Source organism: Pseudoalteromonas sp. P1-11 (genome assembly GCF_001399995.1).
Lineage (GTDB): Bacteria > Pseudomonadota > Gammaproteobacteria > Enterobacterales > Alteromonadaceae > Pseudoalteromonas > Pseudoalteromonas atlantica.
The window spans coordinates 122,297-140,375 of the sequence record NZ_LJSP01000003.1; the positions used below are offsets into that span (position 1 = coordinate 122,297).

Annotated in this window: 19 protein-coding genes; 14 read left to right on the top strand and 5 right to left on the bottom strand. The window is 40.3% G+C overall.

What is annotated here, in order from left to right; translation table 11 throughout:
- Positions 1–43: 43 nt before the first annotated feature.
- Positions 44–757, bottom strand: coding sequence for a YebC/PmpR family DNA-binding transcriptional regulator (locus AN390_RS06235; protein ID WP_004587809.1), 714 nt, complete (start codon positions 755–757; stop codon positions 44–46).
- Between the two features lie 94 nt (positions 758–851).
- Positions 852–2,633: an ABC transporter ATP-binding protein/permease gene (locus tag AN390_RS06240; protein WP_055253295.1), complete on the bottom strand. Its 1,782-nt coding sequence runs from the start codon at positions 2,631–2,633 to the stop codon at positions 852–854.
- Between the two features lie 98 nt (positions 2,634–2,731).
- Here AN390_RS06240 and AN390_RS06245 point away from each other — a divergent pair, with 98 nt between their 5' ends.
- The 5 genes from AN390_RS06245 (at position 2,732) to AN390_RS06265 (ending at position 7,207) form a co-directional block, all read left to right on the top strand.
- A complete protein-coding gene (locus tag AN390_RS06245; RefSeq protein ID WP_055253296.1) occupies positions 2,732–3,193 on the top strand; it encodes a hypothetical protein in 462 nt (153 codons plus the stop codon).
- A gap of 105 nt (positions 3,194–3,298) precedes the next feature.
- A complete protein-coding gene (gene secD, locus AN390_RS06250) occupies positions 3,299–5,137 on the top strand; it encodes a protein translocase subunit SecD (RefSeq protein WP_055253297.1) in 1,839 nt (612 codons plus the stop codon).
- Positions 5,130–6,062, top strand: a complete 933-nt coding sequence (gene secF / locus AN390_RS06255; protein WP_055253802.1) for a protein translocase subunit SecF — start codon at positions 5,130–5,132, stop codon at positions 6,060–6,062. The genes secD and secF overlap by 8 nt, the downstream gene beginning before the upstream one ends.
- A 116-nt stretch (positions 6,063–6,178) precedes the next feature.
- Complete coding sequence (locus AN390_RS06260) at positions 6,179–6,655, top strand: GreA/GreB family elongation factor (protein ID WP_055253298.1); 477 nt, start codon at positions 6,179–6,181, stop codon at positions 6,653–6,655.
- Between the two features lie 165 nt (positions 6,656–6,820).
- Positions 6,821–7,207, top strand: coding sequence for a hypothetical protein (locus AN390_RS06265; protein WP_055253299.1), 387 nt, complete (start codon positions 6,821–6,823; stop codon positions 7,205–7,207).
- Between the two features lie 57 nt (positions 7,208–7,264).
- On the opposite strand, the gene AN390_RS06270 is transcribed toward AN390_RS06265, so the two are convergent.
- Positions 7,265–7,603 carry a zinc ribbon domain-containing protein YjdM gene (locus tag AN390_RS06270; RefSeq protein ID WP_055253300.1) on the bottom strand — a complete coding sequence of 113 codons (339 nt, stop codon included), beginning with the start codon at positions 7,601–7,603 and terminating at the stop codon, positions 7,265–7,267.
- A 305-nt stretch (positions 7,604–7,908) separates the two neighbouring features.
- Between AN390_RS06270 and AN390_RS06275 the strand changes: the two genes are divergently transcribed.
- Genes AN390_RS06275 through AN390_RS06285 form a run of 3 tightly spaced genes read left to right on the top strand, consistent with a single transcriptional unit; the run spans position 7,909 to position 10,947 of the window.
- The gene (locus tag AN390_RS06275; RefSeq protein WP_055253303.1) at positions 7,909–9,303 is read left to right on the top strand and encodes a RimK family protein; all 1,395 of its coding nucleotides are present in this window, start codon (positions 7,909–7,911) and stop codon (positions 9,301–9,303) included.
- Between the two features lie 4 nt (positions 9,304–9,307).
- A complete protein-coding gene (locus AN390_RS06280) occupies positions 9,308–10,417 on the top strand; it encodes a GNAT family N-acetyltransferase/peptidase C39 family protein (RefSeq protein WP_055253804.1) in 1,110 nt (369 codons plus the stop codon).
- 17 nt (positions 10,418–10,434) lie between these two features.
- Complete coding sequence (locus AN390_RS06285) at positions 10,435–10,947, top strand: MgtC/SapB family protein (RefSeq protein ID WP_055253305.1); 513 nt, start codon at positions 10,435–10,437, stop codon at positions 10,945–10,947.
- 44 nt (positions 10,948–10,991) lie between these two features.
- On the opposite strand, the gene AN390_RS06290 is transcribed toward AN390_RS06285, so the two are convergent.
- Both AN390_RS06290 and AN390_RS06295 read right to left on the bottom strand, forming a co-directional pair.
- Positions 10,992–12,218 carry an EAL domain-containing protein gene (locus AN390_RS06290; RefSeq protein ID WP_055253307.1) on the bottom strand — a complete coding sequence of 409 codons (1,227 nt, stop codon included), beginning with the start codon at positions 12,216–12,218 and terminating at the stop codon, positions 10,992–10,994.
- Between the two features lie 75 nt (positions 12,219–12,293).
- Complete coding sequence (locus AN390_RS06295; RefSeq protein WP_008131596.1) at positions 12,294–13,304, bottom strand: GlxA family transcriptional regulator; 1,011 nt, start codon at positions 13,302–13,304, stop codon at positions 12,294–12,296.
- Positions 13,305–13,428: 124 nt separating this feature from the next.
- Between AN390_RS06295 and AN390_RS06300 the strand changes: the two genes are divergently transcribed.
- The 6 genes from AN390_RS06300 (at position 13,429) to AN390_RS06325 (ending at position 18,067) form a co-directional block, all read left to right on the top strand.
- The gene (locus AN390_RS06300; RefSeq protein ID WP_055253309.1) at positions 13,429–15,336 is read left to right on the top strand and encodes a beta-ketoacyl synthase; all 1,908 of its coding nucleotides are present in this window, start codon (positions 13,429–13,431) and stop codon (positions 15,334–15,336) included.
- Between the two features lie 302 nt (positions 15,337–15,638).
- Positions 15,639–16,073 carry a thermonuclease family protein gene (locus AN390_RS06305; protein WP_055253311.1) on the top strand — a complete coding sequence of 145 codons (435 nt, stop codon included), beginning with the start codon at positions 15,639–15,641 and terminating at the stop codon, positions 16,071–16,073.
- A 248-nt stretch (positions 16,074–16,321) separates the two neighbouring features.
- Positions 16,322–16,699 (top strand): hypothetical protein, encoded by a 378-nt coding sequence (locus AN390_RS06310; protein ID WP_055253313.1) that lies wholly within the window; start codon positions 16,322–16,324, stop codon positions 16,697–16,699.
- A gap of 115 nt (positions 16,700–16,814) precedes the next feature.
- Positions 16,815–17,084 carry a hypothetical protein gene (locus AN390_RS06315; protein WP_157686028.1) on the top strand — a complete coding sequence of 90 codons (270 nt, stop codon included), beginning with the start codon at positions 16,815–16,817 and terminating at the stop codon, positions 17,082–17,084.
- 266 nt (positions 17,085–17,350) lie between these two features.
- On the top strand, positions 17,351–17,716 hold the full coding sequence (locus AN390_RS06320) for a LexA family transcriptional regulator (protein ID WP_055253317.1): 366 nt from the start codon (positions 17,351–17,353) through the stop codon (positions 17,714–17,716).
- Positions 17,717–17,788: 72 nt separating this feature from the next.
- Positions 17,789–18,067, top strand: a complete 279-nt coding sequence (locus AN390_RS06325; RefSeq protein WP_055253318.1) for a helix-turn-helix domain-containing protein — start codon at positions 17,789–17,791, stop codon at positions 18,065–18,067.
- Positions 18,068–18,079 lie beyond the last annotated feature (12 nt).

Genomic DNA, 18,079 nt, shown 5'->3' on the forward strand with positions numbered 1-18,079 from the left:
GCCAACATCGCTGTTGGCTTAAAGTAAATACGTTTAGTAAAGTTTAAAATTGCGCGTTATGGTAAACGTTTTGCACGTCGTCACAATCTTCAAGCATGGCTAAAAAGCGCTCCATTACTTCTACGTCTTCACCTTCAATAGGGGCTTCAACTTGTGGTACAAACGAAATTAAATCTACGTCAAAATCTGTAATACCCATTTCTTCAAGCGCTGTACGGGTGTTGTTGTATTCTGTATGTGGTGCAAAAACCGTCACTTTACCGTTTTCTACTTCTACATCTGTTACATCAACATCGGCCATCATAAGGGCTTCTAGTACAGCTTCATCGTCATCGCCATCAAAAACAAAAATAGCGAGGTGATCAAATAAATGTGATACCGAATTTTGTGCGCCTATTTTAGCGTTTGCTTTGGTAAAACAAATACGTACATCAGCAAACGTACGTTTGTTGTTGTCGGTTAAACAGTCAACAATAATCATACAGTTACCAGGGCCGTAACCCTCATAACGTGTGGCTGCGTAATCTTCACCGCCGCCGCCTTTGGCTTTGTCTATTGCGCGCTCAATAACGTGTGCGGGTACCTGGTCTTTTTTAGCGCGCTCGATTAAACGGCGCAGCGCAAGGTTACCATCTGGATCTACGCCACCATTTTTAGCGCATATGTAAATTTCTTTACCGTACTTAGAATAAACTTTAGTTTTAGCACCCGCAGTTTTAGCCATTGAATCTTTTTTGTTTTGGTAAGCTCTTCCCATCTGCGTTTCGCCTTAATATATGTAAATTATTGAATAAAATTGCAAGGCCGTATTCTAAAGGTAAAGCCGCAGTATCGCCAGTAAATGGCGTTAATTAATCATCTTGCTGTTGTAATTGCCACATTTGAGCGTATTGACCATTTTGTAATAAAAGCGCTGAATGTGTGCCTTGCTCAACCAGTTCGCCCTTTTTAAATACTAATATGTTATCGGCATCAACTATAGTTGATAGCCGGTGTGCAATCACAATACTGGTGTGGTTTTGAGTTACATCGCGCATTGCCTTTAAAATGGCTTGCTCCGCGTGCGAGTCGAGCGCCGAGGTCGCCTCATCAAAAATTAAAATAGGAGATTGCTTTAAAATTGCACGTGCAATTGCAATACGTTGTTTTTCGCCGCCAGATACTTTTAAACCGCGCTCGCCCACTAACGTTTTATCGCCTTGCGCTAAAGTTGAAATAAAGTCCTTTAAATGGGCCATTTCTATTGCTTTATCTATTTCACTATCGCTTGCTGTGGGTCTGCCATAGGCGATGTTTTCGCGTATGCTGGTGTTAAATAGCACGGTGTCTTGTGGCACTATAGCAATGGCTTTACGCAGGCTATCGAGGGTGACGGCGTCTATAGCTTGGTTATCTATGGTTATACTGCCCGCGCTAATATCGTAAAAGCGATAAAGTAACCGCGCCAAAGAGCTCTTACCTGCACCACTTGCACCTACAACGGCAACCTTACTGCCTGCTTTAACTTTAAAGCTAATATTACTAAGAATAGGGCGGTTGGCATCGTAACTAAAACTGACATTATTAAAGGCTATATTGCCTTTGCTAACACAAAGGTGTTGAGCATGGGGTCGCTGCGTTACCTGTGGTTTTTTATTAAGTAAGCCCAGCATGTTTTCTAAATCGGTTAGGGCGCGTCTTATTTCTCGATAAACAAATCCTAAAAAGTTAAGCGGTAAAAATAATTGGATCATGTAGGCGTTTATCATTACAAGTTCGCCAATTGTTAGAGCGCCCGTTACCACTTCTTTGGCACCTAACCACATTAGCGCTGTAATAGCGCTTGCAATTATCAACGCTTGGCCTGAATTAAGCGCAAGCAACGACATTCTATTTTTTAAACGGGCGGTTTCCCAATTTGCTAAAAAAGAGTCGTATGTTTTGGCTTCAAATTCTTCGTTATTAAAATATTTTACAGTTTCGTAGTTAAGCAGGCTGTCTATGGCGCGCGTATTACTAAGGTTATCGGCGGCGTTTGCCTCGCGTATAAAACGGTTTCGCCACTGCGTTACTGTTACAGTAAAGGTAATATAAATAGCAACCGCTAATAAGGTTATTAACGCAAACCAAATAGAAAATAGCGAGCCAAAAATAATAGCAACGGTCAGTATTTCAAAAAGGGTGGGGACAATATTAAACATTAAAAAACGCATTAAAAAGCTCAGCCCACTAGTACCACGCTCTATATCACGGCTTATTCCACCGGTTTGCCTATCGAGATGAAAAGCAAGCTCCAGCGAGTGTAAATGTTTAAATACTTTTAACCCAATATCGCGCATCGCGTGCTCTGTCACACGAGAGAACACCGCATCTCTTACTTCGCCTAAAAACACGCTGGCAAACCTAAGCCCACCATACAAAATCAATAGTAATGCAGGGATAACTAAAACTGGATTGATTGATTTATCAACCGAGTCGATAATTTCTTTTAATGCCCAAGGCATTAAAAGAGTTGCGCCTTTAGCTCCTATAAGCGCTAAAAGTGCAATAAATACGCGCCCTTTAAATTTAGTAATGTATGGCCACAGCGTTTTAATGCTTTGTTTTAAGGTCATTGCATCGGCGCGTTTTATAGTACTGTGTTTAGAGCGCATTACGGATCTCAGTCAAATAAATACTTAATTAATATGCATTGTATTTTAAATACTTGCCCATATATACTACGCATCCCTTATTTTAGTTTGACGCAACCATGTTTAACATTCGTGTGTTTATATCTGCTTTTTTACTGTTTTGTGCGCTTTTTAGTGTTCAAAGTAGTGCGCAGTGCGCGACACATAAATTAAACACTGTAACCACCTCATTGAGTGTGTTTGCTGATAGCGTTGAGTTAGCTAAAACGCTGCCTATATCAAAATCGGTAAAGGGAAATGAGCACAAAAAAACTCATCAAACAGGGTTTGACGCTCATCAACCTAGGTTAACGGCTAGTAATTCTTCGTTATTTTTACATGTCGCGCAAAGTGAGCCTGAATACGACGTTGTATTTGAACTTTTTGCACACACCCTTTTTAGAGAAATATACCTAAGCCCCAACGCGTTTATTGCCCAACGGCCATGGTATACACTTGTAACGCATAGCAAAAAGTCGCGACTCAGCGGCTGGAAAGACGCTAATTTACTTTATACCGCCGTAAGCACCTATCACGCTTAATTTTCTTATTTAATTTTTATTAGGTTTTAACGTTTTACGTTTAAGCCTTGAGATTAATTGTGCTTTTAAAAAGTACGTTACCGGTTCTGGTAATAAGGAAACACCATGTTAAGTGTAAAAAAAGATCACAAGCCGTTTATGGCAAAATTTAAATTAAGCTATATAGCCATGCTTATTGTGCTGGTTTTATTAGCCATTAGCGCATTACCCAACTTATACCCAAATAAATCGTGGTTACATGTAAGCAATGCACCTCATAGCGAAACACAAGCTGTGCTAAGCACTAATGCATTAGTTACTTTTTTAAATAACCAAGGCTTAAAAGTTGAGCAAGGGCTAAATAATCAAACATCTATAAATATTTTGTTAAACGAGCCAACTAAAAGCGCACAAGCGCAAGCGGCTATAAAGGCGCAGTACCCACACACGCAAGTTAAAATTGTAGAACATGCAACGAGCCCACTTTGGCTGCAAGAGTTTGGTTTATCGCCAATAAAATTGGGACTAGATTTAAACGGCGGTGTGTTATTTGTACTCGACGTAGATTTAGATAAAGCAATTGATGAGCAATTAGTCAGTGCGTATCAACAAGCAAAATCAATTATTATTAAGCAAAAAGCGTACGGCCTTAAAGTGCTGCAAACAGGGCACGGCTTTGAAATAAATGCACACCCAAATGGAGCAAAAAAACTTACCCCGGTAATTAATGAGCTACAAAGTCGATTTGCTAATTTAGCAGTTTCAACAACCAGTAATGGTGATATTAAAAATGCAAAATTCACCTATTCAGAGCAAGGGCGAAGCAACTTTGATAAAGAAGTAATGAGTCAAACGCTCACAACGCTTCGCTCACGCATAGAAGAATTAGGCATTACCGAAGCCGTCACTCAGCGCCAAGGTAAAAACCGTATACGCATAGAGCTACCTGGCGTGCAAGACCCAACAGAGGCAAAGCGCATTATAGGCGCAACTGCATCACTTGGGTTTTATAAGTTAAAAGAAATCGGTGGGCAAACATTTGATATGCAATCTGGCGGGACCATCAAACTTGATCCTGTGCCAATTTTTACCGGTGAGCATATTAATAATGCCACCATAGGGCGCGACGATTGGGGTAAACCCCTTGTGCAACTTAGCCTTGATGGGCAAGGCGGCGATGCCATGTCGTCGTTTTCAAAAGCGAATATTGGTAAGCCTATGGCCACGGTTTACTCTGAGTACTCTCAAAATGCTAAAGGTGAAACGGTTAAAAAAAGCGAAGTTATAAATGTAGCGAATATTGCGCAGCATTTAAGTTCACGTTTTAGTATTACTAATATGAAAAGCCAACAAGCAGCGGCCGATTTAGCAGTATTATTACGCGCAGGCTCGCTAACTGCACCGGTTACTATTGTGCACGAGCAAACAATTGGCCCAAGCCTAGGTCAAGAAAATATAACTAACGGCTTGGCCGCATTGATGCTGGGCATGGGTATTACACTTGCCTTTATGGCAATGTGGTATCGCCGTTTAGGGCTTATTGCAAATGTAGCGCTGTTATTAAATTTAACGTCGCTAGTGGGGCTAATGTCGTTATTACCTGGGGTTGTGTTAACACTTCCGGGCATTGCCGGGCTGGTACTCACCATTGGTATGGCGGTAGATACCAACGTTATTATATTTGAGCGAATAAAAGAAGAGCGTAGAAAAGGCCGCTCTGCTTATCAAGCTATTCAAGAAGGTTACAAGCAAGCCGCTAACACCATATTTGATGCCAATATAACCACCATGATCACCGCGCTTATATTATATGGAATAGGTTACGGCCCGGTTAAAGGCTTTGCCATAACATTGGCACTTGGCTTAATAACCTCGGTATTTACTGGCGTGTACGTATCAAAAGTACTAAGCCAAACGGTATATTTAAAAATGACTAAAAAAGCAGGAGTAAATGCACATGCTTAACACTTTTTTAAAGGGCGAGGCGGGTACACGTATGCGTTTTTCGGGCATGCTTTTGAGCGCCATACTTGTACTGCTATCGGTATTTACGCTTAGTCAAAAAGGGCTTAATTTTGGGCTCGACTTTACCGGTGGTTACCTAACAGAATTTACCACCAGCCAAGATGTTGAGCTAAAACAACTTGAGCAATTTATTACTAAAAATCACAATGGCGAGTTTGAACTAACCGCACAAGGTAATAGCCATTATCAACTTCGCGAAGCGCCCAGCGGTTCAACAGCAAACAGCAATGATTGGCAAAGCGCCATTACACAAAATGCAGATATCAACGCCGAAGTTTTATCATCAGCGTATATTGGCTCGCAAGTGGGTGATGAACTGTTTGAGCAAGGTTGTTTAGCGCTATTTTCAGCTATGGTTGCAGTAATGCTTTATTTAGCTGTACGGTTTGAATGGCGTTTAGCTGTTGGCTCTGTGGTTGCGCTAGTGCATGATTTATTACTGGTACTGGGGCTATTTTCGCTATTAAGTATTGAGTTTAATTTAACCGTACTTGCCAGTTTGCTGGCGATTATAGGTTATTCACTTAACGACTCTATAATAGTGGGCGATAGAGTACGCGAGCTTTTACGTGTTAAATCTAATAATGCGCTTAGCCCCGCGAGTATTATTAACAACGCCATAAAAAGTACCTTAACGCGTACGCTTATTACATCGGGTACCACACTTGCTACAGTTGCAAGTGTTTGGCTCCTCGCGGGTGCGCCATTACAAGGCTTTGCCATCGCGCTATTTACCGGCATTGTAGTAGGTACGTTCTCATCTATTTGTATTGCCGCCACGTTACCCGAGCTATTAGGGTTAAGTGCTAAAAATTACGAAGAAAAACAAGATGAAGAAACGCAAGCGTTGCTCGATATGCCCTAGCAATAAATACTTTTAAAATCAGCATTAAAATACAGGCGCTTAAAATAATGGTTTTAAGCGCCTTATAACGTTAAAATTAACCACATAGTTTACCGTATTGGTTATTAGCGCCTTTCATGAATAAATCCCACGTAATAGAACACCTTAAATTTGCACTCGAAGCACAATTAAACAGTGCAAAACAAGCAACAAAAGCCGCGCACGACGCCGCCACTCACGAAGAAAGCGTTGCAGAAACGCAGTATGATACCCTAGGACTCGAGGCCGCTTATTTAGCACAAGGCCAAGCCGAGCGTGTAAACGATTGCTACAAAAGCATTAAACAATTTGAAGCCATTTTTAAAGAGCCCACTCACAATAAAGTGATTATAAGTTCTCTCGTTTGCCTAGAAGATGAAAACGCCCTACAAAAATGGTTTTATTTAGGCCCAGCCGCAGGCGGGTTAATGGTTGAAGTAAAAGGACATACTATTCAAGTTGTTACAGCCGAAGCACCACTAGGTAAACAACTTTTAGGCAAACAACGTGATGATGAAGTAAGCCTAACCATTGCAGGCAAAAACCATGAATATGATGTGGTACAGATTTTATAAATATCTTTTCAGCAAAATGAACTTTCTGAGGCAGAACTTTTTATATAAAGGCTGAACTAGTTTTTCTGATTTTGTAGCTATATTACTTTGATAGTACTTATGTAGAGTGTAATACTCAAAAATGTAAAATGCTCTCTATTAAATTAAGGGACACCGAAGGAAACTATGACAATTCATAAAGGCGATATTGCTATGGATATGATAGAAGACGCTATCGACCTATACAATGATGAACGCTTTATTTCTAGCTTACACTTATCTGCTGCAGCATCTGAATTATTATCTGGTTTGAGTGAAATTTATGGGTTTGAAAGCTCACATCAAAACTTAAAGAAAATGACCTGGGACTTTCATAATTCAAATCCAGGTTTTTTCTCTAAGCCTAGCCTTGCTATTAAAAGGTTTAACTACTCTAAAAATGCTGTAAAGCATATTAATGGTTACAAAGATCAATATGCATACATTTCGCCTAAGATGGATGCTGAAATGTACATCAAACAATGCCAAAAAATGTTAGAAAATTTTGGTATATGCTTATTGAAGCGGATATGAAAACATGTCTTCGCTTATATATATTAGGTTTAATTATTCATTTATAAGGGGGGTAACTCAGCTCACTTTTTTCACAAACTTCGCTGTTACCATCATTTCGCCAATACCATCTACTTTGCAATCTAGCTCGTGATCTTTTTTATCAAGAACACGCCTTACGACCGCTTTGGTGCCAATTTTAATGACTTGTGAGCTGCCTTTTATTTTTAAATCTTTGGCTACGGTTACTTTATCGCCATCAGTAAGTTGGGTGCCATTGGCATCTTTAACTAAAATTGCGTCTTCATTGTTTGTACTGTTTGGGTTCCATTCGTAGGCGCATTCAGGGCATATAAGCAGTTGCTGGTCTTCGTAAACATATTCAGATTTGCACTGTGGGCAGGCAGGATGTGACATTTATAACGCTCATAAAGTAGTAATTTTGCGTATTTTAATCTGCATTAATAGGAAAATATAGTTAATCAATATTTTTTATCTTCACGCTAAAAATATCTCGTTTGTGTGGTTTTTAAAAAGGGCATATAAAGCAGATGTCGCTTAAGCAATTTAAGCGCTAACACTTACAGTAGGTATTTGTTAAAGCACCCATCGTATTAAGTGATACGCGCAATGCCCACTTAGTACGATGGGTGTTTCTATTTATAGTGCTGAGTATTTTATTAGGCATGCTTTTTATATTTTTGACTTAACTAGGAAAAGTCGTGTTTAAAACCTTAATAGTGGTTGATAACAACGAGCAAACACTTGCTCAATCGTTCGACAATGTGATTTCGTTTAATAGTTACTTACGTGATTACCCAAAACATAATGAACCTAAAACCCGCATTATTAATTTATGCGACTCAAGCCAATACTTGAGTAAGGGTTACTATTGCTCTTTGCTTGCAGAGGCCCGCAAACACCAGGTGTTACCCAGTGTTAAAACAATAAACGCGCTTCGAAGCGGTCAAGCTCCTATGTTAAATATTGGCTCGATTGATGGCGAAATTTACTTTGGTAATGCCTTAAACGAGCTACAAAGCAAAGCGGCTAAATCGGTATTTAAGCAATACCCAGCGCCTATTTTATATGTAGATGAACAAGGCTTGTTACAGCAAGGTTCGCTTAGCACTTTAAACGATGAGCAATACAGCAATTTTGTAGCAAAACTAAATACGTTTACTCAAACCCAATGGCGCATTGGTACTGTGCAGCGCCGTTTTAGATGGGATATGGCAATCCTTGTTGATCATAACGAAAAAGTACCACCGAGCGATAAAGATGCCATAGCCCGTTTTATAAAAGCAGCGGCTAAGCATGGTATTAATGCTCAAGCATTAAGCTTTGAAGAAATAGACAACATTGCCCAGTTTGATGCGTTATTTATTCGCCAAACTACAGCGATTGACCACCCAACGTACCGCCTTGCAAGTAAAGCGCAAAGCCTAGGTTTAGTGGTTATTGACGATGCTGAATCTATTTTACGCTGTTGTAATAAAGTGTATTTACACGATGCGTTTAATTATCAAAAAGTGCCCAGTTTAAAAACGGTGGTAGTGGCTGATCAATCAGCGCAAACGCTTGAGCAATTAGAAGAGGCGTTTACCTATCCGCTGGTTTTAAAAATGCCTGAAGGGTCGTTTTCTAAAGGGGTGTTTAAAGTTGCAAACCGCAGTGAGCTTGAAGCTAAACTAACCGAGCTGTTTGAATATAGCGCATTGGTACTTGCACAAGAATACATGTACACAGAATACGATTGGCGAGTAGGCGTATTAAATGGCCGCGCTATTTATGCGTGCCGCTACTTAATGGCGCGTAATCATTGGCAAATTTATAATCACGACGCTAAACGGTTTTTCTCTGGTGGCTTTGAAACGCTACCTACCTTTGAGTTACCAAAAGTTGTGTTAGATGCCGCTTTAAAAGCATGTAAAACTGTTGGCAAAGGCTTATATGGCGTAGATGTTAAAGAACATCAAGGCAAAGCATATGTGCTTGAAGTAAATGATAATCCAAGTATTGATCACAAAGTAGAAGACGGCTATTTAGGCGACGAGCTTTACATGATCATTATGGACGAATTTAAACAACGTTTAGAAGCGCGAGGCCGTGGGTAATAACATGCGTAACCTTGTTATTCGACAGGCACTTAGCAGTGATTTAAACGCATTGATTGACGTTGAAAATACTTGCTTTAATAACGATAAATTGAGCCCGCGTAGCTTAAAGCGCTGGTTAAATGCTAAGCACGGTATTTTGCTCGTTGCCGATAACGGCGAGCAAGTATGCGGCTATGGGCTGGTGTGGTGCCATAAAGGCACGCGTTTGGCGCGTTTATATTCGCTTGCTGTAAAACCCACAATGCAAGGCAAAGGCATTGCCAAAATGTTATTAGCTGCGCTTGAAAAACAAACCAGCGAGCGTGGGCGAATTTACTTACGTTTAGAAGTGGCCGTAAATAACGAAAGTGCTATTGGGCTTTATAAAAGTTTGGGTTACAGAGTGTTTGGTCAATATAGCGATTATTATGACGATCACAGTGATGCGCTGCGAATGCAAAAAAATATTCGCCAAACGCGTGAGCTAAAAGTAGCGCGATTAACGCCATGGTATCAGCAAACTACCGAGTTTACTTGTGGGCCTGCGGCGTTATTAATGGCAATGGGGGCACTTGAGCCAACAACGGAGCTTAGCCAATCACATGAGCTGGCACTTTGGCGCGAAGGCACCACTATTTTTATGACATCGGGCCACGGTGGTTGCCATCCGTTTGGTTTAGCGTTGGCGGCTAATAAACGCGGCTTTAAAAGCGAGGTAATGGTAAATACCACAGAGCCTTTGTTTTTAGATGGCGTACGCAATGAAAACAAAAAAGTGGTGCTTTCAACAGTACACCAACAATTTGTAGAGGGTATAGCGCAGGCAAATATACCGCTTAGCTATAAAGATGTAGAGCTTGAGCATATTGAACAGTGGTTAAGCCAAGGCTTTAGTGTGCTGTTACTAATTAGCACATACCGGTTTGATGGTAAAAAATCACCTCATTGGGTGTGCGTTACCCACCTTGATGAGCACTGCGTGTATGTTCATGACCCGTTTTGCGAACCAGGAAGCGATAAACAACTCGCTATAGATTGCCAGTACGTGCCTATAGCGCGCAGTGATTTTAGTAAAATGTCAGCATTTGGTGGCCAACGGCTAAGAACCGCGGTGGCCATTGCTAATAATTAATAGGTTTTAAGTAAAGAGTGACTTTTTTAGATTTAATTGATGTAGCCCCTTATTCGTGGGCGGCCATTGGTACCGCCGCTTTTTGCGGTGCCATAATTGGCTTAGAACGGCAATTGCGCGGTAAACCTGTGGGTATTCGTACCTCAGCTTTAATAACGCTGGGCACGTATTTGTTTTTATCAACCGCGTTTAACTTACAAGGCGATGTAATTGATCATTCGCGTGTAGTGGGGCAAATAATTACAGGTATTGGCTTTTTAGGTGCAGGTGTCATGCTTGCAAAAGACGGCGCTGTAGTAGGGGTTACCTCAGCTGCAACCATTTGGGTGCTTGCCTCAATTGGCGTAATGATAGCCACCGACAATTTAGGTGCAGCTATTAAACTTTCGGTGCTGGTGGTTGGTATTTTATACGGTGTAGATGTACTGGAGGCAAAATTTAAAAGCTTAAGCAAAGGCGTGCACACTAAAGTAAAAAATTATCAAAAGCGCTACTACCGAAAAGACTTTAACGACACAGAAAGCCACTGATTTAACGCCACTAATTTAGTGGCGTTATTATATGAGTGTATTAGCTAAAGCGTGACTGCTTGGTACTCTATTGCCTCGTTAATAGGCGCAGGGCGACCAATAAAGTAGCCTTGGACGTTATCTACTTTTAGCTGCCTCAATGTGAGAAGCTCTTCTTTATTTTCGATGCCTTCAGCTACAATCGTACAATTAATTGCTTTTGCAAAACCACATAATGCTTTTGCGAGTAAAAACTTTCTTTGGTCGTTATTTATATTTTCAGTCAGGCTTATATCAAGTTTTATAATATCGGCTTCTAACTCCAATATGTGCTGAAAAGACGAAAACCCAGCGCCTACATCGTCAATTGCTAGTTTTACGCCTTTATTTCTCAATGGCTCAAGTGCCGCGCGCATAGCTTGGTAATCTAAAATAGGCGAGTGCTCTGTGACTTCTAATATAATGCGGGTGCAATCAACATTTTGTAATACATTATTAATTGAGCCCGATAATATATGTGCAGGAGATGTATTTATAGTCAAGTAGGCATGTGGGGCAAGTTCATCCATACAATGTAGGGTGTTTTGTATAGCAAGAATTTCCAGTGCTTCACCTAGCCCTAAGTTGTCGGCATCTTTAAACCATACATCGGGGGTTTTGTAAGGTTGAGTAAAAAAGCGTGAAAGCGATTCATAACCCGATAGCCGATTCGTCGCTAGGTTAAAAATGGGCTGAAAATGAATAGTGATGGCATTTGTTTTTATAATATTTTCAATCAGTATTTTTGTCTCATTACTTATGGTGTCTGATTGCGATCTTTGTTCAATGAGCTCGGTAGCAAGCTCTGAAATTAGTTTTAAAAAAGCCAGATCTCTATCATTTAAATCGTCATCAAATGTGGTTTTATAACAGCAAAAGGTACCATACGTTTTGCCTGATGCTAAAACAATCGGTACACCTATGTAAGCGCCTATATTTAATTTTTTGGTGACCGGCATAGCCTTAGTAATAGGGTGTTTATGTGTGTTAGGAATTATTGGTTCAAGGTCGTTGTCTGAAATTTTTTTACAGTAAGTCTCACAAATAGGATCTGAATTACCTACTGATACGCAGTGGTTATCGGTATGATTATCGACCACCTTAAAAACCCGATCTGTTTGTGTAAATTCTGATATAAACGCCACATCCATTTTAAGATGTTTGCGAACAAGCGAAAGTAACCTTAATAACTTTTCGTCCACTGAGCCATTATTTTGTTGTTCAAAAAGGTGCTGTTTTATTTCATCGCTCATACAATAACCTAGCTAGGATTTTAGCTAATAGTGTAATTTATATAAGGAAAAAAGCCACTTAATTGCAGCTTTGTATTAGCCAAATAGTTTTCTTCGTACTACTTTTCTGTACTCGCTTGGCGTTTGGCTAAGCACTTTTTTAAACACGCGGGTTAAATGGCCTTGGTCATTATAGCCGACCTCAAGTGCTACTTCTTGAATCGTTAAATTAGATGAAGCTAATAACTCTTTAGCGCCTTCTACCCGTAATTGTTGCCAATATTCTATAGGGCTTTGATTAGTCGCAAGCTTAAAGCGGCGGGTAAATGTACGGTAACTCAAACTAAATTGGGCGGCTACTTCTTGTAAGTTTAACTCGCTGGCTAAATTAGTTTTAAGCCAAAACTGAATTTGCGCAATGAGTTCATCTGGATGGCGGTCAACCGCGCCTTCAAGGTAGCGCTGATCTTCGTATGGTTTACGTACTTCGTGCGAAAAGTTACGCTCTACATGTTGCGCAGCTGCTTTGCCATAGTATTGGCTAATAATATGAACGATCACATCGGCAAGGGCATTTAAGCTTGCCACCGTATACATGCGCTCAGATTGGGTGATAAAAAAGTCAGGCTTTAAGCGCACTAATGGGTAGTCGTTGCTAAATTGTTTTGCATAATGCCAGTGGGTTGTTGCAGGGTGCCCATCCAGTAAGCCCGCTTCTGCAACTAGGCAATTACCCGTGCCTACACCAATTATATGACTGCCGGTTTCAAAACTTTCTTGTAGCCATTCAACAACTTCTTTATTAGTACGAACAACAGGGCGAGGGTTTCGCCATATACCGGGCACAATAATTAAGTCGTTGTAGGGCGCGTTGTGTGTGGTGCAGTCGGGGACTATGGCAAGCCCAGTACGGTTTTGTATTGGCTCATTATTTTTAGCAATTAAATTTATACTAAGTGGTCTAAAATCCGTGTGGCTTAAATGGCCTTTTGCATAAGCCTCACCGGCTCTTAGCATTTCAATAGGCAGTGTTAAACTGGTAATAAGTAAATGCGGGTACACCGCTATGGCAATATTTAACGCTGGGTTTACTGATTTTTTATGCATGTGAATGCTCCGACCAGTACTTTTTGGCCTTTAATGCTGAATATTTGGCTATTAAAGCACAAAGCGCTGTGATTAATCCAATTAAACTGTTGGCTTCTCCTATAACACGTTTTAAAGGTTAATTATGACAGCATTACCCGTAATAGTAGGCATGGGTGGTATTAACGCCGCTGGCCGTACTTCTTTTCATCAAGGTTACCGCCGTATCGTGTTAGACGCATTAAACGCACAAGCTCGTAGTGAAACATTTTTAGGCCTCGCCACATTAATGAACTTAGTACGCGTTGTTGATGGTCAATTACAAGACACAAACGGTAATAATGTTGAGCAAAGCGACATAGAAGCACGCTTTGGTGAGCAAATTATTGCTGGCACACTTATTCGTAAAATTGAAAAAGAACATTTTGACGCAGATGCCACGCCTTGGCAGCAAAAGATGACGTTAAAGTCCTCTGATGAAAACGCAATTGTGTTTGAAACGCGCGCACGCGATTTACCAACCCCAGTGCCTGCCAGTTGGAAAATACAAGAGCTTGAAGGCAAAAAAGTAAAAGTGACTATAGCGGCAGAGCTAGATGTAAAATTAGATTCTACCCGTGATAACCCAATTAAATCGGCAGGTCAGTTTCCTACCGGGTTTGATCCATCAATAATGTATAACAGCCGTTACCAGCCACGTGGTTTGCAAGCCACTATATTTGCTGCAAACGATGCTATTAAGTCAACTGGTCTTGATTGGCAACGCATAATGAATAGCGTAGAGCCAGATAAAATTGGTACTTATTCAGCCTCGGTTATTGGTCAAATGGACGACAAAGGATTAGGCGGTTTAGTTAAAGCACGCCAGCAGGGCGATCGTGTTAGTACAAAGCAATTAGCACTTGGCTTAAACACGATGTCGACTGATTTTATAAACGCCTACGTTACAGGTAATGTAGGTACTACGTTTTCTACCTCGGGTGCATGTGCCACATTTTTATATAACTTACGCGCTGCAGTAAACGATATTCAAGCAGGGCGCACCCGTGTTGCGGTAGTAGCAAGTGTTGAATGCGCTATCACGCCTGAAGTAGTTGAAGGCTTTGGTAATATGAGCGCCCTTGCTAATGTTGAAGGCCTGCGCCGTTTAGATAATTTAAGCAGTGAACAAGAGCCCGATTACCGTAAAAGCAGCCGTCCATTTGGCGAAAACTGTGGCTTTACATTAGGTGAAGGCGCACAAGTGGCCATTTTAATGGACGATGCGTTAGCACTAGAGCTTGGTGCAGATATTATGGGCTCAGTGCCTGATGTATTTGTAAATGCCGATGGTATTAAAAAATCAATCACCTCACCGGGCCCTGGTAACTACATTACAATGGCCAAATCTGCAGCGCTTGCAACAAGTTTATTAGGTAAAGAGGCGTTACAAAAGCGCAGCTTTATTTTAGCGCACGGTTCTAGCACGCCGCAAAATAGAGTAACAGAGTCACTTATTTATCATAAAGTGGCACAAACGTTTGCCATTGATAGCTGGAAAGTGACGGCGCCAAAAGCTTATGTAGGGCATACAATTGCTCCCGCCAGTGGCGATCAGCTCGCTATTGCGCTGGGTGTATTTAGCCATAATATTATGCCGGGTATTACTACCATAGATAAAGTTGCCGACGATGTTTATGCTGAACACTTAGATATACGTAACAGCCACTACGATTGTGGCGACATGGACATAGCCTTTATAAACTCAAAAGGTTTTGGCGGTAATAACGCCACTGCTACTGTACTAAGCGCTAAAGTAACACTGCAAATGCTTGCTAAGCGTCATGGTGAAAAAGCGATGAGTGATTACGCTGATAAAAATACATCCGTTGTTGCTGTGCAAAATACCTATAAAGCGCAAGCTGACCTTGGAGAGTACGAATTAGTATATCGTTTTGGTGATGGCGCCATTGACGATAACGATATTGTAATTGGCGAAGACGGCATAGAGCTTCCTGGTTTTGATAAAGCAATTTCGTTTAATACAACCAACTCCTATCAAGATATGTTTTAGAAGATCAGTTTTGCATAGGTTAGCATAATTTCATACCCCCCGTTTTTGCTGGGCTGTAGCGTAGACATAAGTTATCAAAGCTTATAATCGGTACAGACCCAGCATGGACCCATACCCAAAAATAGACCCGAAATGGACCCACAGTGGACCCACTTTTTCTATCTTCGAAACTCTAAAAACGCCGAGCTTTTAACATTGAAGCTTAAGTATTCGTAGTCATCACCGAACGACAGAAGTTGCAAGTTTTAAGTTCTTAACTTAAATTGGTACAAAATCATCAGTTAACATCATTAAGAGGCCGCGTGAGATTATTCGCTTTATTACTTTTGTTGTCCTTCACAGCTAACGCTGAAAGTATAAGAAACAAGAATCATGGCACTTTGATAGTCTCAGAAGTAACCTCAATCTATGACGGCGATACCTTTAGAGCTAACATAAGAGGACTTCATTCCTTAATAGGGGAGCGAATCGGCATTCGAGTAGCTGGTGTCGATACGCCAGAGATGCGCGGCAAGTGTAAACAAGAAAAAGATCTAGCTCGCCAAGCAAAGCAAGTAACCGTTGAAGCTTTACGTTCGGCAAAGGTTATTGAGCTTAGGAATACAAAGCGTGGTAAGTATTTTAGGATAGTTGCTGACGTATACGTGGACAACAAAAGCCTGACTGAAATTATAATTAGCTCAGGTTTAGGAGTGACCTATGATGGTGGAACTAAAGCGAAAGATTGGTGTGTTTAAGTTTAGTAGTGAAGGGCAGCCAAGAGCGAAATATAGTCATTCAGGTGAGTCGTCATTAGTTTAGTAATAATAAGAGGAAACTCTCATTTTTTTACATCTTTACATATACAACAGAAAGCGTAACATTCATAGCTGGCAGTAATTTACACTATTTGCTATTAATATACGCCCACAAAAAAGGACGCTTTCGCGCTAAAATAGGGAAAATCATCCTCTGATAAAGTTATTACGTTTACATGGAGTATTAAATGGATATAGTTTCCACCGTCAACAATTCGCTCAAACTTGTTAAGCGTTTAAAAGAAATATCGAAAAACATTTCTGATGCTGAGTTTAGTAATTTATTAGCAGATCTTTCAATTGAGTTAGCTGATGTAAAACTTGAATCAGCATCCCTAAAAGAAGAATTAGCCTCTCTTAAAGATGAGGTTAGAATTTTAAAATCTACAACACCTGCACCAGATGAAAAACCAACTGGTACAAAGTGGGGGTTTTATCAATTTGTGGATGATTCTGGTTTGTATTGTACAGCCTGTTGGGATTCTAAACGCAATAAAAGTATGACTAATCGCGTAAACGCAAGATTCCGTAGTTGTCCAGTTTGTAAAACCGTAATTGGCTCGTAAGCCTAACAATCTGTTAAAAAAGGAAAAAAAGTTGGTTTTGCTCCTTTCGTCGCTTATTCTAACCAACTATTATCAGCCTCTTAGTGAGGCGTTAAATTTCAAACCTGAGGCAAGTATGGAAGATAAAATTAAAACAGTATTTATTGAGGCTACAAGAGACTCAGAAAAAGGGTTGTTTGGAGGAGATAAAGTACAGGATAAAGTTAAAGGCGAGTTGCTTTCAAAACAAATAGAAGTCGCCTGTAATGGTCTTGTGTCTAACGGTTATATGATATCAAATATCATGCCGATTAATTCTGGAGGGAACAATTATAAAAATGGTACTGGGTATGGTTATGGATATGCCTATACATCTGGAGTTGTAATTGTAGCAACCAAAATTTAACAAGCGGCTGCAACGGAAAATTTTACTGTCACCTTTTTTGCAAAAAAAACACCATTAAAATTTGCTCAGTGAGCCGGGCGTACCACTGTCCGCTGTATATGGCGCACTGCCGCTCCTCTGAGGTTAGATTACTACAGAGACCACCCGTTAATCACATTATTAATGTGAGCAAGATCACCTGCTAACCTTTAAAAAATGGCTGTACGTATATACAGTGTTTATCTATAATTATCTAAATGCTCTTATTTAATAATTGAAATAGCTATATGCTCATAGAAAACGCCCAAATTGGGTCTCAACTCACAGACTTAGAAAATACGCTTGATTCTACTTTCATCAAAGACTCTATGTTCATAGGCCGCGCCAGTGGCAGAAGTATGGAGGGTGTAGGGATATATGACGGTGATTTATTAATTATCGATAGGGCGCAAGATGTAAAGCATTATGACGTCATCGTAGCCTGCTACAACGGTCTGTTCATATGCAAAATAGCAGATATGAAGAACAACCAGCTTGTGTCTGCTAGCCCAGATTATAAGCCAGTCAAAATAAAGGCAACTGACGAATATTGTATTGAAGGTGTCGTTACACAGTCGATAAGAATGCATAGGGGGAGTTCTAGGTTGGGGTAGGCATGGTTTTCGTGCCTAGGTTAATAAATTGATCAAGATAAATTTAGTTTAATAAAATATGAAAGGCATAAAATGGATATAAGTAAAACAAAAAGTTCATTCTATAGGAGATTGCTCCTTGCGGGCTATATAGAAAATGGTGTTAATACTATCCCTAAGATAATGCAAGAAATAGATATACCTAGAAGAACTGCTCAAGACACTATTAATGCACTAATAGAATTGGATATTGAGTGCTGCTATGTTGGCTCGACTAAAAATGGCTATTATGAGATTTGTAGTTGGGGTGCTATAGACAGGGAATGGGTTAAAGTTAACCTAGAGCATTTGAAAAATACTCTAGGTTACTAAATTTGTAGGCAG

Bases quoted from the DNA above. Each gene is read 5' to 3' on its own strand.
- AN390_RS06235 (WP_004587809.1), bottom strand. From the start codon at position 757: ATGGGAAGAGCTTACCAAAACAAAAAAGATTCAATGGCTAAAACTGCG.
- AN390_RS06240 (WP_055253295.1), bottom strand. From the start codon at position 2,633: ATGCGCTCTAAACACAGTACTATAAAACGCGCCGATGCAATGACCTTA.
- AN390_RS06245 (WP_055253296.1), top strand. From the start codon at position 2,732: ATGTTTAACATTCGTGTGTTTATATCTGCTTTTTTACTGTTTTGTGCG.
- secD (WP_055253297.1), top strand. From the start codon at position 3,299: ATGTTAAGTGTAAAAAAAGATCACAAGCCGTTTATGGCAAAATTTAAA.
- secF (WP_055253802.1), top strand. From the start codon at position 5,130: ATGCTTAACACTTTTTTAAAGGGCGAGGCGGGTACACGTATGCGTTTT.
- AN390_RS06260 (WP_055253298.1), top strand. From the start codon at position 6,179: ATGAATAAATCCCACGTAATAGAACACCTTAAATTTGCACTCGAAGCA.
- AN390_RS06265 (WP_055253299.1), top strand. From the start codon at position 6,821: ATGACAATTCATAAAGGCGATATTGCTATGGATATGATAGAAGACGCT.
- AN390_RS06270 (WP_055253300.1), bottom strand. From the start codon at position 7,603: ATGTCACATCCTGCCTGCCCACAGTGCAAATCTGAATATGTTTACGAA.
- AN390_RS06280 (WP_055253804.1), top strand. From the start codon at position 9,308: ATGCGTAACCTTGTTATTCGACAGGCACTTAGCAGTGATTTAAACGCA.
- AN390_RS06290 (WP_055253307.1), bottom strand. From the start codon at position 12,218: ATGAGCGATGAAATAAAACAGCACCTTTTTGAACAACAAAATAATGGC.
- AN390_RS06295 (WP_008131596.1), bottom strand. From the start codon at position 13,304: ATGCATAAAAAATCAGTAAACCCAGCGTTAAATATTGCCATAGCGGTG.
- AN390_RS06300 (WP_055253309.1), top strand. From the start codon at position 13,429: ATGACAGCATTACCCGTAATAGTAGGCATGGGTGGTATTAACGCCGCT.
- AN390_RS06310 (WP_055253313.1), top strand. From the start codon at position 16,322: ATGGATATAGTTTCCACCGTCAACAATTCGCTCAAACTTGTTAAGCGT.
- AN390_RS06315 (WP_157686028.1), top strand. From the start codon at position 16,815: ATGGAAGATAAAATTAAAACAGTATTTATTGAGGCTACAAGAGACTCA.
- AN390_RS06320 (WP_055253317.1), top strand. From the start codon at position 17,351: ATGCTCATAGAAAACGCCCAAATTGGGTCTCAACTCACAGACTTAGAA.
- AN390_RS06325 (WP_055253318.1), top strand. From the start codon at position 17,789: ATGGATATAAGTAAAACAAAAAGTTCATTCTATAGGAGATTGCTCCTT.